The sequence below is a fragment of the Dokdonia sp. MED134 genome, from assembly GCF_000152925.2.
Lineage (GTDB): Bacteria > Bacteroidota > Bacteroidia > Flavobacteriales > Flavobacteriaceae > Dokdonia.
On the sequence record NZ_CP009301.1, the window covers coordinates 2,721,902 to 2,736,777 of the forward strand.

The window sequence follows — 14,876 nt, forward strand, 5'->3', positions numbered from 1 at the left end:
CCTAGATTGTTTTATTTGATACGATTGATATGTCTTTTTCTTGCGAGGTAAGTGTATACTCACTCTGCTTGTATGTGAGTATTAAAAAGTAGATGCTTAGAGTAATGCCTAGTATAATAGGAAGCCAAAACAAGAAGTTAAGCGATGAGAAATGATTTAAACATAAAAGAAGCGAAAGGCTCAAGACCGTTACAACTCCATATATTATAAAGTACTTCTTGAGATGGGGCGCTACATCAGACCAGCGAAATAGGAGGTACACAAAGCAACATACTTGTATGGCTCCAGTTATGGGCAGGAAAAGTAGACCGCCATAGACTGTTATAAATAAAATCGCATTAGTAATAATGAGAGTTTTGTTGATAAGGAATAGTGTTTTCATAATATTTATATTTCAGAAATTATTGAAACTTTAAGTGAAATAAAAAGCACTTTTACAGTGCTCCTTAAATGTAATGGTTAACAATTGTTACTTCATTAACTTCATAATTGTTTTTGTAATCCAGCTTTCTTTATAGTCTGTAATTTTTTCTAGCATACTATCTGCTCTAGATACAAACTCATAGAGCTCTGCCGTTTTGGTCTTGAAGTGGGCAGCCTCTGTAGTGCCTGTTCCTTCTATGCTACTTACTTCTTGCAAGACACGTAGCGTAGGTTTTATCTCTCTCTTACTTCTTTCTTTGGCTATTTTTCTGGCAAGCTCATCTATGTTACTTTCGGCTACAAAATACTCTCGGCGTTCACCCGTTTTATACTCTTTAAAGATAATTCCCCAGTCTATAAGTGCTCGCAGGTTCATACTTGCGTTTCCTCTAGAGATATAAAGCTCGCCCATAATATCTTCCATACTGAGCGCCTCTGGAGACACCATAAGCAAGGCGTGTATTTGAGCCATTGTCTTATTAATACCCCATTGCGTACCTAGCGCTCCCCAAGTTTGTATAAACTTATTTTTTGCTTGATCAAATTCCATACGTCAAATATAAGAATGTTATTGTAATTTCAATAATAAATGAAAGTTAAATTTTCACTGTCAGTTTTGTTATCCCTATTTTTGGATTATGAATGTACTTGTGATCTCAACAGTTTGGGTAGAGCCCACTTCTTCGGCAGCAGGAAGTAGGATGTTACAGCTGCTTACTATTTTTAAAGAAAAAGGCTGGAGTGTCACCTATGCAAGTACAGCCGGAGCTTCTCAAAATGCAATCTCGCTAAATGATTTTGATATTGAGACCGTAACGATACAGCTTAACGATGATTCTTTTAACGCTTTCGCGAAAGCGTACAACCCCACCATCGTACTCTTTGATAGATTTATGGCAGAGGAGCAATTTGGCTGGCGAATAGACGAAGCGTGCCCCAATGCTCTAAAAATACTAGACACCGAAGATCTGCACTGCCTAAGAAAAGCAAGAGCGCAAGCCGTAAAAGAAGAGCGAGTTTTTGAACCCAAGGACTTAATTTCTGATATCGCCAAAAGGGAGATAGCCTCCATTTACAGATGTGATCTCACCTTAATGATCTCAACAGTAGAGATGGATTTGCTACAAACTTTTTTCAAGGTTCCTGCGTCATTATTGCACTATGTGCCCTTTCTAGTTTCTACACTTGAGACTGATTTTGTTCCTTTTAAAGAGCGGGCACATTTTATAGCCATAGGCAATTTTATACACCCACCTAACTGGGATGCCACCCTAGAACTAAAAAAACATATTTGGCCGCATATACGCCAGCAATTGACGCAAGCAGAGATGCATATTTATGGTGCTTATGTACCAGAGAAGGCATTACAGCTGCATAATCCCAAAGAGGGGTTTTTGGTAAAAGGAAGAGCAGAGAGCGCTCACCAGGTGATAAGAAATGCCAGAGTTTTACTAGCACCGCTTAGGTATGGGGCTGGCCTTAAAGGTAAATTTATAGATGCTATGCAATGTGGCACTCCATCTGTAACAACAGCGATAGGAGCAGAGGGAATGAGCCAGCACCTAGACTGGCCCGGCAGTGTAAATGATGATTATGATGCATTTGTAAAAGCAGCGGTCTCTCTTTACACAAATGAAGCACAATGGTCACAAGCCCAAAAAAACGGAGTGACTATTATCAATAACAATTTTCAAAAAGAATCATTTGCCAGCCTGCTTACAGATACATTACAGCACCTGATAGATAATTTGATTATGCATCGTGCTGCAAACTTTACAGGCCAGATGTTACAACATCACACAATGCGTAGCACACTATTTATGTCAAAATGGATAGCACAAAAAAACAAAAAGGAGTAAGCCACGCTTACTCCTTTTTGTTTTTAATCGACTTAATATATTAATCTATAAGTCCTGCTCTTTTGAGTAGTGCTTCTGGTTTAGGTTCTTGACCTCTAAAACGTTTATAGAGTGTCATAGGGTCCTCAGTTCCTCCTTTTGAGAGTACGTGGTCCTTAAACTTAGTTGCTACGTCTTTATTAAATATCCCTTGTTCTTTAAAATATTCAAAAGCATCTGCATCTAGTACTTCTGCCCATTTATAACTATAATATCCAGATGAGTAACCTCCTTGAAAAATGTGAGCAAAGGCTGTACTCATACAGGTCTCTGGAGTGTCTGGATACAAAGCAGTGTTGCCAAAGGCTTCTTTTTCAAAAGCTTTTACATCTGTTATATTGCTTGGGTCTTGCCCGTGCCAAGACATATCTAGCAACCCAAAGCTAAGCTGTCTCAATGTTTGCATTCCTTCTTGAAATGTTGCTGCGTCTTTTATTTTTTGAACAAGCTCCATAGGTATTACTTCGCCAGTTTCATAATGAGTAGCAAAGAGCTCTAGAGCTTCTTTTTCATAACACCAGTTTTCTAGTACTTGGCTAGGTAACTCTACAAAGTCCCAGTATACAGAAGTTCCAGATAGGCTAGGGTAGGTAGTATTTGCTAGCATACCGTGTAACCCGTGACCAAACTCGTGAAAGAGTGTTGTAACTTCATTAAAAGTAAGTAGGGATGGCTTGCTAGGTGTAGATGGAGTGAAGTTACATACGTTAGATATGTGTGGTCGCTCATTTACTCCATTCTCAATTTTTTGACCTTTAAAAGAGGTCATCCAGGCACCACCACGTTTTCCCTTTCTTGGGTGAAAATCTGCATAAAAAAGAGAGATGTAATTACCATCTACATCTGTTACTCTATATGTTTTTACATCCTTATGATATACATCTACATTTGTTACTTGCTCAAACTGCAACCCAAAAAGGCGTGTTGCTACTTCAAACACACCATTTATAACATTTTCTAATTTAAAGTAAGGTTTGAGTTGCTCGTCATCTAGGTTAAAGAGTTCTTTTTTTAGTTTTTCAGAATAGTAAGAGCCATCCCATTTTTGAAGTGCGTCTATACCGTCTTGTGTTTTTGCAAAATTTTCTAATTGTGCAAACTCTCTCTCTGCTGCGGGTTTTGCTTTTTCTAAGAGTTCGTTTAGAAAATCTTTAACCTTAGCTGGCGTTTGTGCCATACGTTCTTCAAGTACAAAATGGGCGTGCGTATCATAACCTAGTAGCTGTGCACGCTCGTGACGAAGGTTAACAATCTCAATGACGTTTTTTTGATTATCGTACTCATTACCTTTAAAGGCTTTACTGCCAAAGGCAAGAGAAAGCTTTTTGCGTAGCTCACGATTATCTGCATATTTCATAAAGGGAATGTAACTAGGGTAGTCAAGTGTTACTACCCAGCCTTCTTTATCTCTAGAAGCTGCCTCTGCTGCAAAGGCTTCTTTTGCACTTGCAGGGACTCCAGCAAGATCTTCTTCATTTGTGAGGTGAAGCTCGTAGCTGTTTGTTTCCGCCAAGATATTTTCGCCAAAACTGAGTTTTAATTTTGCGAGAGCTGTATCAATTTCGCGTAAGCGTGATTTTTTATTTTCAGGTAGGTTTGCCCCATTACGAGCAAAACTTTTATATTTTTTTTCTAATAACGTTTTTTCTTCTACAGAAAGATCCAAATCATCTTTCTGGGCGTATATACTTTTAATACGCTCAAACAGTGTCTCGTTAAGAGTAACATCATTGCTAAAAGCGGTAAGAAGTGGCGATACTTCTTGTGCTATTTTTTGAATGGCCTCAGAGGTCTCTGCGCTATTAAGGTTAAAAAACACACTAGAAATACGATCTAGTTGTTGTCCAGAATAGTCGAGAGCAGCAATCGTATTTTGAAAGGTAGGTGCCTCAGTATTATTTGTAATAGCATCTATCTCATTACGATTAATTTGTATCGCTTCTATAAAGGCTGGCTTAAAGTGCTCGTCCTTAATAGTATTAAATGGAGCTTCATTAAAGTCTTGTAAAAGTGGATTAGATGTAAGTGACATATGTGCTTTGAAAATTAGAATTCGTTATAAATGAGTCATTTATCGAAAAAATAACGCATTTTGTCGATATATGCGATATTTTTTTTATGTTCGCTCTGTCTATTTGAAATAGATATATATTTGAGAAAATATGAAATTGATTTCCCCCAATCGATGTAGATATTAAAAAGGTTTGATTAATATTTAGAATGGTTAATAAATACAGTATCAATCCCCCACAACTGCATTGATAAAGACCGCTCGTAAGAGCGGTCTTTTTTATTTAATGCTTTTTGCGCCTTCTATAATTTTTTGCTTGAGGCCTTCTTTATAGGCTAGCATTTTGTCTTGTAGTGCGGTATCTCTTGCGCCTAGAATTTGTGCGGCAAGTATTCCAGCATTTTTTGCGCCGTCTAGTGCTACTGTTGCAACAGGTACTCCGCCTGGCATTTGTAATATAGAGAGCACAGAGTCCCACCCATCTATAGAGTTGCGAGACTTAACAGGCACGCCTATCACTGGTAATGGTGATAAGGAAGCAACCATACCTGGAAGGTGAGCAGCGCCACCAGCACCAGCTATAATTACATTTATGCCGCGCGTATGTGCATTTTTACTATAATCAAAAAGTTTATCTGGTGTGCGGTGTGCACTTACAATGTCTACCTCTATATCGATATCCATCTCTTTTAAGAAGTCTATAGCTTCTTGCATTACTGGGAGGTCACTCGTGCTTCCCATTATGATTCCTACTTTCATCGTGTTTGATTTATTGTGCGATTACTTTTATGCTTCCTTTTACCTTTTCGGCTACAGTTCTTGCTTTTTCTATATTGTGATCTACAATAGTTACGTGACCCATTTTTCTAAAAGGGCGCGTCTCCTTTTTACCATAAATATGAGGGGTAACCCCGTCCATACCCATTATATGCTCTATGTTTTCATATTTTACTGGGCCAGTATAGCCTTCATCTCCTACTAGATTTACCATTACAGAAGCCACTTTACTATCTGTATTGCCTAGCGGTAGATCTAAAATAGCTCTGAGGTGCTGCTCAAACTGGTTTGTAAAACTTCCTTCTATACTGTAGTGACCGCTATTGTGTGGTCTTGGAGCTACTTCATTTACAAGAATCTCATCATTTTCTGTCTGAAACATTTCTACCGCAAGTAAGCCCACGTGACCAAAAGCGTTAGAAACTTTCTCTGCAATATCTCGTGCTTTTTGAGCTACGGTCTCATCTATACGAGCTGGGCAGATAACATACTCTACTTGGTTTGCCTCTGGATGAAACTCCATCTCTACCACAGGGTAGGTTTTAACTTCTCCAGATACATTGCGAGCTACTATTACGGCTAGCTCGTTTTTAAATGGGATCATTTTTTCGGCTATGCAAGGTACTTCTGGTAAAGTGTCAAGATCACTTGCGGTGCGCACTACAGATACTCCTTTGCCATCATAGCCTCCTGTACAAGATTTCCAAATAAATGGTAGGTTGTCTAGCCATTGTGGAGATTCTTTTACCGCTTTCGCGAAAGCGTACTTCTCATAACTTGCTGTTGGTATGTTGTGCTTTTTATAAAAGTCCTTTTGTACACCTTTATCTTGTATGTTGCGTAAAACTGATGGTTGAGGATACACTTGTATGCCTTCCTTTTCTAACGTCTCTAGGGCATCGATGTTTACACTCTCTATCTCAAAGGTGAGTACATCTACCTTACGGCCAAATTTTACTACAGTATCATAGTCCATAAGACTACCTTGTGTAAAATGATTGCAGGCAATCTTGCAGGGAGCCTCGTTGCTTGGGTCAAGTACGTAGGTCTGTATATCATACTTGCGGGTGTCATAAAGCATCATTTTACCTAGTTGACCACCACCTAAGATGCCTAATTTAAATTGAGAAGAGAAGTAATTTTTCATAGCATATAAGTTTTCGCGAAAGCGAAAAATAGTGGTTCAAAAATACAAAATCGTCTGAGAGTAACTCATAATTATGTATTCATATCGAGATAGCTATATGGACTGATTTTCAAATACTATCTTTGCCCTTTATTATTTATGAAAAATACAATTACACTTCACGACCTAACGTTTGAAAAATCTATTTCAAAAACAGATGTGCAACACGCTGTAAACGGTGTGGCTGTGCGCCTTAATGAAGATTATAGAGGTAAGCGACCGGTGTTTCTTACAGTGCTTAATGGTGCTTTTTTATTTAGTGCAGAGCTCATAAAAAAGTTTGACCACGAGTGCGAGATGAGCTTTATCAAGGTGGCTAGTTATGATGGAACTCAACAAAGCGATGAGATTCATACCGTAATGGGGGCAGAGCCGTCACTAAAAGGACGAGATGTAATTGTAGTAGAAGATATAGTAGACTCTGGTAATACTATAGAGACTATTATAAAAATACTTGAACAAGAAGAGGTGGCGTCATATCGTATAGCCTCACTTTTATATAAACCAGAAGCCTATAAGAAACCGTATAAGGTAGATTATATAGGTCTGGAAATTTCTAATGATTTTGTGGTAGGGTTTGGTCTAGATTATAATGGTCTAGGGCGTAACCTCACATCAATATATAAACTTAAAAAAACTCATATGACCAATCTGGTTTTATTTGGCCCTCCAGGTGCCGGTAAAGGAACACAAGCCGAAGTTTTAAAAGAGAAGTATGACCTAGTACATATAAGTACTGGTGATGTTTTTAGATACAACATAAAAAACGCTACAGAACTTGGAACACTGGCAAAGTCTTATATAGACAAAGGACAGTTAGTGCCAGATACTGTTACGATAGATATGCTTAGTGCAGAGGTAGAGAAAAATGCAGATGCAAAAGGATTTATTTTTGACGGTTTTCCTCGTACAGAAGCTCAGGCAGATGCTCTTGCAACATTACTAGCTTCAAAAAATACAGAGGTTGCAGGTATGGTTGCATTAGAGGTAGATGATGAGGTGCTTGTACAGCGATTACTTGAGCGTGGTAAAACTTCTGGTCGTGCAGATGATGCAGATGAGGATGTGATACGTAATCGTATAAAAGTATATTATGCAGAGACGGCAATCTTAAAAGGATACTACGAGAAACAAGATAAGTACCACGGAGTAGACGGGGTAGGTAGTATAGAAGAGATTACTGCAAGATTAAGTGACGTGATTGACACGTTATAGATTAGTGAAGAACTAATCATTACAATTAAATATAAAGGCTAGCTGAAAGATGACTGAAGGAAATTTTGTAGACTATGTAAAGATTCACACAACCTCTGGTAATGGGGGGTCTGGATCTGCGCACTTACACCGCGAAAAGTTTATAGAAAAAGGAGGCCCAGACGGTGGTGATGGTGGTCGTGGTGGACATATTATAGTGCGAGGTAACTCAAACTTATGGACACTTATACACCTTAAATTTAAACGTCACTTGAGAGCTGGTCACGGAGGTAATGGTGCAAAGTCAAGATCTACTGGCCTAGACGGAGAAGATACCTATATAGACGTGCCTCTAGGTACTACAATAAAAGATACAGAGACAGATAAAGTCTTGTTTGAAATCACAGAGGATGGTCAAGAGTTTATCGCTGCCGAAGGTGGTATGGGAGGTCGTGGTAACTGGCACTTTAAAAGTAGCACTAACCAGACACCTAGATATGCACAACCAGGTATAGATGGTTATGAAGTCTCACTTACCTTAGAGCTTAAAGTTCTGGCAGACGTAGGTCTGGTAGGTTTTCCTAATGTAGGGAAGTCTACATTACTAGCATCTATCACGGCGGCCAAACCAAAAATCGCAAATTACGAGTTTACCACTCTTAAGCCTAATTTGGGTATTGTAGAGTACCGCGATTATAGGTCATTTGTAATGGCAGATATACCAGGTATTATAGAAGGAGCCTCAGAGGGTAGAGGGATAGGTCATCGATTTTTACGCCACATAGAGCGTAACTCTACATTGCTCTTTATGATTCCGGCAGATGCAGATAGTATCTCAGAGCAATATGAGATTTTGCTCAATGAGCTTAAAAAGTATAATCCAGAAATGCTCGACAAGAGCAGAATGATTGCTATTACAAAAAGTGATATGCTGGATGATGAGCTTAAGGCAGAGCTTTCTGAAGAGCTAGATAGAGAACTTCCTATTCCTTATTTATTTATCTCTGCAGTTGCACAACAAGGTCTTATAGAACTTAAAGACGCCTTGTGGAAAATGATGAATGGGTAGTTAAGAACTAACAAAATATAATAATCCGTGTAAACCTTTGTTATCTTTATGCAAAACAAAGATTTATGCGGATTTTTTTATGCCTCATTATATGTGTCCTACTCACGAGTTGCGGGACAACATTTGTAGACTATGACTATGATACAAAGGTAGATTTCTCAAAGCTTACCTCTTATAATTATGACTTCTCTGAACCAACTGGACTACTTGAATTTGATGAGCGTAGAGTGGTGAAGTATACAGATAGTATGCTGCAATCTCACGGTTATATCAAGACAGAGATTAATGACTTTTTTATAAAAATCACCTCAGAAGAGTATGAGACACGCTCTAGAAACACCTTAGGCGTAGGTGTAGGAGGCGGTGGAGGTACTGTAGGCGTAGGTGTAAGCGGTGGCATACCCATAGGCGGTCCAGAGCGACACCTCAAGATGGTAGTTACTGTTTACAAAGCATTAGGTAATCAACCCACGGTATGGGAGGCTATAAGTGAGAGCGATATTAAAGTAAATGCAAAACCTGATAAACGGGATGCACATTTTAAAAAGTTAGTAGAAAAAATTTTTAACAAATTTCCGCCAGAGCAGTAATTGTACTTTGGCACCATAATGGTATATATTTGATTAAAATAATATGATGAAAAAGTGGTTTATTATTCTATTGTTTCCTGCAGCGCTTTGTGCTCAGAATGGTAGTGATAACGCTTTCGCGAAAGCGGAAACCTATTTTAAACAATCTAAGTACAAACTTGCAAAGCCGCTCTTTTTAAATTATTTAAAAACACATCCTAAAGACCCTCAAACTCTAGAATATCTAGGAGATATAGAAGGATATGCAAAAAACTGGGATGGAGCAATTCCTTATTACGAAAACCTAGTAGAAAAGTACCCAAACAACGCAAACTATCATTATAAATATGGGGGTGTACTGGGTATGAAAGCGCTCGCTGTAAACAAGCTGAGAGCCGCTACAATGATAGGAGATATAAAAGAACAATTTGAAACTGCAGCGACACTAGATCCATCACATATAGAAGCACGCTGGGCACTTGTAGAATTTTATATTCAAATACCAGGTATAATAGGCGGTAGCGAGGCAAAAGCAAGAAAATATGCAGACCAGCTACTAGATATCTCAAAAGTAGATGGATATCTCGCTCACGGCTATATTGCAGAGTATAATGATAAACCTAAGCAAGCAGAGTACAATTATATAAAAGCTGTTGAGGTAGGTGGTTCTGTTACTTGTTATGCAAAATTACAAGAGCATTACGAGAAGAATAATGAACCACAAAAAGCCTTTGAAACGGCTTATGAGGCACAACAAAAACACGCTCAAGAAAACAGGTTGCAGTACCAGCTAGGTAAGGTAGCTGGGCAGTATGGTATAGGCCTCGATCAAGGTATTACAGGTTTACACCATTATATAAAATATCACTCTGCGGCAGATGGTGTGCCTAAGGATTGGGCCTATCTACGTCTTGCTCAAATCTACAAGCATAAAGGTGATAAAGAGAAAGCAGAGCAATGGATAAATAAAGCACTTGCTAGTAGGTCAGATTTTAAAGAGGCCTTACAAGAGCGCAAAGCCATTATGAATTTATAATACTAAGGCAGTAGCACAGGATTGATATCACCTACATTTTCCTTAAGATAGCGCTCTATAAAAGAGTCTGTAAAGTACTCACTTCCTAGTAAGTTTGCAGCTTGTAATTGCGACTTTATATCAAGCGCTTGATATGCTTTAAGGTAGTCTAGAGAGAGTGCTTTGTAGCTATAATGCCAGGGTTCATATTTAAAGCCTTTCCTGTCATACGTATCTGTGTAGACAAGGTAAAAGCCAAAACTATTTGCGTGTGCATCCATCCATTCTTTAAACTTACAGAAGGGACCACTTCCGTGAAATTTTGACGGAACCAGTAATCCGCTAGTAACTCTTGGTGTTGCATCTACTATATCTATATCTGTACCCCAGTGATGCCTTGAGGTGCCAGGTATGGTAGAGTATTCAATAATTTTATTGATGGTTGCAAGGTGGCTTAGACCGCTTTCGCGAAAGCGTTTATACTTACGTTCCCATATTCTGTTTTGATGATTATAGTCTCTGTAGCTTGACACTACTTGAAATTTTATACCATCTTTAAGAGCAGCGATTTTCATCTCTTCAAAAGCGATGGCGGCTTCTGGTCTAAGTCTATAAGTTGAAGTCTTGGTGAGCAGAGGTGAACCTTTGCCTAGTAGCTCATCTCTGTCTATCATCTCCAGTACTGCTGCCCTAGCCGTAAGTGGGAGGGAAGCGGCAAGTATACCTAATGCTGTGAGTTTTGAAAATGATCTTCTATTCATAAGAGCTGCTTTTTCATTCTATAATGAGGTCCTACTTTAGGAATATCAAACAAGGTGCCATCTACTTGATAACCTAGGTTTTTATAAAACTGTAAAGCAACAACTCGGGCATTAAACCATAGTAGTGTTTTACCTTTTTCTTTAAGTAATGACTCGCCTTTTTTTAATAGGAGTTCTGCAATGCCTTTTCTTCTATACTCAGGCAACACGGCCATTCCTCTTAGTCTATATTGTGCGCCAGTAAAGCCATCGTGACTGTCATCCATAAAACTTGCAACGCCTATAATCTCATTATTATGAAACATACCCAGGTGAAAGGTACTTGCCTGCTCATCTGCCTCCATATAGACATCTTCTAATGGGCGCCCTTTTCTCAAAACTGGATGCCGTACGGGCCAGGTTTCTTTGGCGTTTATTTCTTTGAGTTGATAAGCCTCATTTTTGAGATGATATAACCTAGTAGGCATATCGTGATGTGTTATGTTGTTTACAAAAACAAAGTTTAGCTTTTTTAAAACCTTTTGAGAGGCGGTATTGTTGTTATGAGTTCGCGCTATTACATAGGGTAGGTGAAGTTCTTTAAAAGCGTAGCTTATGCAGGCTTCACTAGCCTCGGTTGCATAGCCTTGATTCCAGTACTTTTCAAAAAACCTAAAGCCTAGATCTACCTGGCGATTATCTTGATTAAACTTAAGGCCACACCAACCTAAAAAAATATTGTCACTCTTGCGTGTTACTGCATACCTCCCTAAACCTGTTTGAGTCGTAGTATGAGCTTTGTGGTAGACTGTTGTAATATAGTTTTTTATAAAGGCTTGTGCTTCTTCTATGTTTTTAAAAGGAGCATCACCTGTATATTTAATTACCTCTAGATTTGTATTAAGGGCGTAAAGGTTTTCTGCATCTTGTGATGTAAATGGTTTAAGATACAAACGTTTTGTCTCGAGCACAGTCATTATGCCAGTACATCTTTATAATCTGGGTTACGATCAAATTGAACTTCGGCAAAGGGGCAAAGTGGATTTATTTTTAACCCTCTTTCTCTTGCAAAATCAACAGTGTGAGCCACAAGCCTTGATGCAAATCCTTTGCCTTCTTCTGGTATTTTAGTTTCAGTGTGGTCTATCGTGATTACTGAATCTCTATCTTTTGAGTAAGCGAGTTCTGAGATGATACCATTATCTCCCTTCATATAAAAAACACCTCTATCTTCTCTTTCTTTATGCTGGATATTCATATCTCTCCTTTTTCTGTTAAAGGTTGAAATATAGATTAAAGTGTTCTAGCAATGAGTGATTTTAGGAAAAATTTAGCGGTTTATGTAAAATGCACCGGCTTGATCTTTTTGATCTTTAAGTTTAAGGACATAGTAATAGGTTCCTACCGGCAGTTTGTTATCTTCTGCAATAGTGACTCTTCCTTGTGAAGTTCCATCAAAAGAGTTGTCATAGTTTTTCATACTAAAAACTTCTACACCCCATCTATTAAAGATAAACAGTTCATTATCTGGACTAGTTTCAAGACCTTCTATCACAAAGGTTTCATTAATTCCATCTCCGTTAGGAGAGAAGAATGTATAGACATTTATACCACTTCCAGCTTTGAGAACAGATCCAAGTGTGTATGCCGAAAAGTCGTTAGGATCAAAAAGCTCAGAAGTAATCTCGCCATTTATCTCATTACCAGAAAAACTAGCATTTCCCAAATTCACCCATCTATTTAAAACGTTAGAAAAGCCTACAACACGCAGTGAGCTCAAGCCATCTGTAAGTACCGGCACTTGAGTATCTTCGTCCCAAGTAAGTTTTGCTTGTACTGGTAGCGGCCCGTTCAAATCCCAATACTCATTAGGATCTATAATAGACAATGTGTTTTCAAACAGGTCTGTGTTAAATGATCCAGGTAATGTACTAGGAGTATCTGGATCTTCAAAAAAGTATGCAGCTTGATAGGTAGTTATGGCCGGGTTGAGAGGAATCACCGTAAGCTGGCGAATTTTAAAGTCATCTCCTATAGGAAAGTCAAATTCTAGGTTACCTTGATTTGTAACATAACCATCTACGTGATTACTATCGCTTTCTCCCAGATAGATCGCATTGTTTGTGAAGTCAAGATTAATACCAAGGTCTTCGCGAGGAGTGGTAATTCTACCGTTTATAAAATCTAGTAGGCTAGAGACTCCTACAGATACTTCAAAGTTGAGGTCATTTGGCACGTCAACTTCCATATTGAAGAATACAGGCTTGTTATTACCGAGTACAAAAAGTTCTTCAGTTGGATTGTAAAAGCCAGCGAGACCAAGATTGTTGTCAAAATCACCGTCATTGATTAAATCCCCGTGAAAACCAATCGCGCCGTCTTGATGAATCTGGATATTTCCAAAGTTGTGTAGGGATTCTTGCGCTTTCGCGAAAGCGTTAAAAAGAACAATGAAGGCAACTATAAGTCTAATTTTCATAATATTATAGTTTTGTTATTGAGGCATTAGTAAAAACGGCATTTAAATTTTGACCTCCTGCATTGAGAACATATTGAAAATTTATAATGTCATTTGCATTAAAGCTATAGGAAATAGTTCCAGAAGAACCCCAGTAGTCTCTGCTAGGTAAGGTTACAAAACCTCTAGAAAGATAACCTATAAGATTACCATTTTGTCTAGCTGCTAAGATATATTTTGTATTTCCGGCTGGCATATTGCTGGTAGATAACGATGCAGATAAGGCGTAAACGCCATCTTGCTCTATTCGTATTTCTGAATTTCCGACCACGGTAAATAAATCTTGGTCATTAGTCTGTATATGAGCGCTGGTAAGGGGCAAGTCAAAATAGGTGTTTGTTGCTGTTGGAAGAATTCCATTACCTCCATTTCTATTTAAAACGATTGTTCCTTTTTGACTACTTTGTAAAGTTTGCCACGCAACACCGTCATAAACTTTTAACCTATCTAGAGTAGTGTCATAAACAACCATCCCTTCTTTTGCCTCTGTTATAGCTTCAATATCTACTGTTGTAGCTTGATTAACACGCAGTAGGAGCTCTGCATTAGGTACTTGTGCGTTAGTAAAAGTGATAGCGCATAATGTAAGCAAAACAAATAGTGCACAGTTTTTAAGAGTACCTCTTTCAGATTTTAGAATATTTAAATTTAAGCTCAAAGTGAACATCATAATTTGTTCTTTCTTATTAGAAAGTTTATTTCTTAGCATAGAAGCAGGCTGCTTGTGATATGTTGTGCTATATCTCATTACTTATAAGCTGTGTATAAAACTAGTAGCGCCTCATTATTAACATCGTCAGGTTGTACGTCCACCAATGGGTTTGTGCTGTTTGCAGTAATTGTACCATTTGTATAATTTACAGTAATAGTAAACCCATCTGCAGTAAAGGAGGTAAATGCTCCTTCTATTTTACCTAGACTACTACCATTTTGATCACCGTACCGTATACCTATACAGTTGCTACTGCTGGCATATCTAGAGTTGTCATTTATAGAATTTCCGTGTCCTCCAGAATACATCACTTGTTGCGTTATTGTGCCGTCATCATCTCTTGCAAACCCTTTCATTGACCCAAAAGAGTTGTCAATACCTCTATCATTGTTTCCTACGCCATTATCAGAATCAATATCCCGACTCTCTACATTTGCTGCCGCCGAAAAGGTTACCTGTGATGGCGTAAATGGAATGTCGCTTACTGTGACCACTCCTTCGCCAGAAATGATAAACCATCCAGTGTATATATTCTTCTCCGTAAGAAGTTCCAAAAACCCATTATTTGTATATTCAAAAATCCTATTTTCATCTGTATTATAAACGAGCATACCAATCTCTAGATCTGCGGGATCGTATGCGTCAATCTCTAACTGTGATGCCTTCTGTACATTAACTAAATATGCAGGATCTGTGGTTTGCGCTTTCGCGAAAGCGTAAACAAACACAAGAAGTATAGTTATATATAAGGGGTTACGTTTCAT

16 protein-coding genes are annotated in these 14,876 nt (G+C 38.4%); 5 read left to right on the plus strand and 11 right to left on the minus strand.

What is annotated here, in order from left to right; translation table 11 throughout:
* Nucleotide 1: 1 nt before the first annotated feature.
* Both MED134_RS15215 and MED134_RS11995 read right to left on the minus strand, forming a co-directional pair.
* Nucleotides 2–382, minus strand: coding sequence for a hypothetical protein (locus tag MED134_RS15215; protein WP_148305668.1), 381 nt, complete (start codon nt 380–382; stop codon nt 2–4).
* A gap of 87 nt (nt 383–469) precedes the next feature.
* The gene (locus MED134_RS11995) at nt 470–973 is read right to left on the minus strand and encodes a GbsR/MarR family transcriptional regulator (protein WP_038599489.1); all 504 of its coding nucleotides are present in this window, start codon (nt 971–973) and stop codon (nt 470–472) included.
* An 88-nt stretch (nt 974–1,061) separates the two neighbouring features.
* Between MED134_RS11995 and MED134_RS12000 the strand changes: the two genes are divergently transcribed.
* Entirely contained in the window at nt 1,062–2,282 is a 1,221-nt protein-coding gene (locus MED134_RS12000; RefSeq protein WP_038599492.1) for a glycosyltransferase, read from the plus strand.
* Between the two features lie 40 nt (nt 2,283–2,322).
* Here MED134_RS12000 and MED134_RS12005 read toward each other — a convergent pair whose 3' ends face one another.
* The 3 genes from MED134_RS12005 to MED134_RS12015 form a co-directional block, all read right to left on the minus strand.
* On the minus strand, nt 2,323–4,353 hold the full coding sequence (locus MED134_RS12005) for a M3 family metallopeptidase (protein WP_038599496.1): 2,031 nt from the start codon (nt 4,351–4,353) through the stop codon (nt 2,323–2,325).
* A 258-nt stretch (nt 4,354–4,611) separates the two neighbouring features.
* Nucleotides 4,612–5,091 carry a 5-(carboxyamino)imidazole ribonucleotide mutase gene (gene purE / locus MED134_RS12010; RefSeq protein ID WP_038599499.1) on the minus strand — a complete coding sequence of 160 codons (480 nt, stop codon included), beginning with the start codon at nt 5,089–5,091 and terminating at the stop codon, nt 4,612–4,614.
* 10 nt (nt 5,092–5,101) lie between these two features.
* Nucleotides 5,102–6,256: a 5-(carboxyamino)imidazole ribonucleotide synthase gene (locus MED134_RS12015; RefSeq protein ID WP_038599502.1), complete on the minus strand. Its 1,155-nt coding sequence runs from the start codon at nt 6,254–6,256 to the stop codon at nt 5,102–5,104.
* Between the two features lie 138 nt (nt 6,257–6,394).
* On the opposite strand from MED134_RS12015, the gene MED134_RS14980 reads away from it, so the two are divergent.
* From MED134_RS14980 to MED134_RS12035, 4 genes are all read left to right on the plus strand, one after another.
* Nucleotides 6,395–7,510, plus strand: a complete 1,116-nt coding sequence (locus tag MED134_RS14980) for an adenylate kinase (protein WP_081965013.1) — start codon at nt 6,395–6,397, stop codon at nt 7,508–7,510.
* Nucleotides 7,511–7,559: 49 nt separating this feature from the next.
* Nucleotides 7,560–8,558: a GTPase ObgE gene (obgE, locus tag MED134_RS12025; RefSeq protein ID WP_038599505.1), complete on the plus strand. Its 999-nt coding sequence runs from the start codon at nt 7,560–7,562 to the stop codon at nt 8,556–8,558.
* A 65-nt stretch (nt 8,559–8,623) separates the two neighbouring features.
* Nucleotides 8,624–9,148, plus strand: a complete 525-nt coding sequence (locus MED134_RS12030; protein WP_038599508.1) for a DUF4136 domain-containing protein — start codon at nt 8,624–8,626, stop codon at nt 9,146–9,148.
* Between the two features lie 43 nt (nt 9,149–9,191).
* The gene (locus MED134_RS12035) at nt 9,192–10,163 is read left to right on the plus strand and encodes a tetratricopeptide repeat protein (protein ID WP_316930965.1); all 972 of its coding nucleotides are present in this window, start codon (nt 9,192–9,194) and stop codon (nt 10,161–10,163) included.
* A gap of 2 nt (nt 10,164–10,165) precedes the next feature.
* Here MED134_RS12035 and MED134_RS12040 read toward each other — a convergent pair whose 3' ends face one another.
* The 6 genes from MED134_RS12040 to MED134_RS12070 form a co-directional block, all read right to left on the minus strand.
* Nucleotides 10,166–10,903 carry a M15 family metallopeptidase gene (locus tag MED134_RS12040; protein ID WP_038599513.1) on the minus strand — a complete coding sequence of 246 codons (738 nt, stop codon included), beginning with the start codon at nt 10,901–10,903 and terminating at the stop codon, nt 10,166–10,168.
* Complete coding sequence (locus MED134_RS15395) at nt 10,900–11,853, minus strand: GNAT family N-acetyltransferase (RefSeq protein ID WP_237747114.1); 954 nt, start codon at nt 11,851–11,853, stop codon at nt 10,900–10,902. The genes MED134_RS12040 and MED134_RS15395 overlap by 4 nt, the downstream gene beginning before the upstream one ends.
* Nucleotides 11,854–11,858: 5 nt before the next feature.
* Nucleotides 11,859–12,140 carry a GNAT family N-acetyltransferase gene (locus MED134_RS12055; protein WP_035327485.1) on the minus strand — a complete coding sequence of 94 codons (282 nt, stop codon included), beginning with the start codon at nt 12,138–12,140 and terminating at the stop codon, nt 11,859–11,861.
* A 72-nt stretch (nt 12,141–12,212) separates the two neighbouring features.
* Entirely contained in the window at nt 12,213–13,361 is a 1,149-nt protein-coding gene (locus MED134_RS12060) for a gliding motility-associated C-terminal domain-containing protein (protein WP_038599516.1), read from the minus strand.
* A 4-nt stretch (nt 13,362–13,365) separates the two neighbouring features.
* A complete protein-coding gene (locus MED134_RS12065) occupies nt 13,366–13,992 on the minus strand; it encodes a hypothetical protein (protein WP_148305670.1) in 627 nt (208 codons plus the stop codon).
* Nucleotides 13,993–14,147: 155 nt separating this feature from the next.
* Nucleotides 14,148–14,876, minus strand: coding sequence for a hypothetical protein (locus tag MED134_RS12070; protein WP_038599522.1), 729 nt, complete (start codon nt 14,874–14,876; stop codon nt 14,148–14,150).

Coding starts and splice junctions, on each gene's coding strand:
- MED134_RS15215 (WP_148305668.1), bottom strand. CDS start 382: ATGAAAACACTATTCCTTATCAACAAAACTCTCATTATTACTAATGCG.
- MED134_RS11995 (WP_038599489.1), bottom strand. CDS start 973: ATGGAATTTGATCAAGCAAAAAATAAGTTTATACAAACTTGGGGAGCG.
- MED134_RS12000 (WP_038599492.1), top strand. CDS start 1,062: ATGAATGTACTTGTGATCTCAACAGTTTGGGTAGAGCCCACTTCTTCG.
- MED134_RS12005 (WP_038599496.1), bottom strand. CDS start 4,353: ATGTCACTTACATCTAATCCACTTTTACAAGACTTTAATGAAGCTCCA.
- purE (WP_038599499.1), bottom strand. CDS start 5,091: ATGAAAGTAGGAATCATAATGGGAAGCACGAGTGACCTCCCAGTAATG.
- MED134_RS12015 (WP_038599502.1), bottom strand. CDS start 6,256: ATGAAAAATTACTTCTCTTCTCAATTTAAATTAGGCATCTTAGGTGGT.
- MED134_RS14980 (WP_081965013.1), top strand. CDS start 6,395: ATGAAAAATACAATTACACTTCACGACCTAACGTTTGAAAAATCTATT.
- obgE (WP_038599505.1), top strand. CDS start 7,560: ATGACTGAAGGAAATTTTGTAGACTATGTAAAGATTCACACAACCTCT.
- MED134_RS12030 (WP_038599508.1), top strand. CDS start 8,624: ATGCGGATTTTTTTATGCCTCATTATATGTGTCCTACTCACGAGTTGC.
- MED134_RS12035 (WP_316930965.1), top strand. CDS start 9,192: ATGATGAAAAAGTGGTTTATTATTCTATTGTTTCCTGCAGCGCTTTGT.
- MED134_RS12040 (WP_038599513.1), bottom strand. CDS start 10,903: ATGAATAGAAGATCATTTTCAAAACTCACAGCATTAGGTATACTTGCC.
- MED134_RS12055 (WP_035327485.1), bottom strand. CDS start 12,140: ATGAATATCCAGCATAAAGAAAGAGAAGATAGAGGTGTTTTTTATATG.
- MED134_RS12060 (WP_038599516.1), bottom strand. CDS start 13,361: ATGAAAATTAGACTTATAGTTGCCTTCATTGTTCTTTTTAACGCTTTC.
- MED134_RS12070 (WP_038599522.1), bottom strand. CDS start 14,876: ATGAAACGTAACCCCTTATATATAACTATACTTCTTGTGTTTGTTTAC.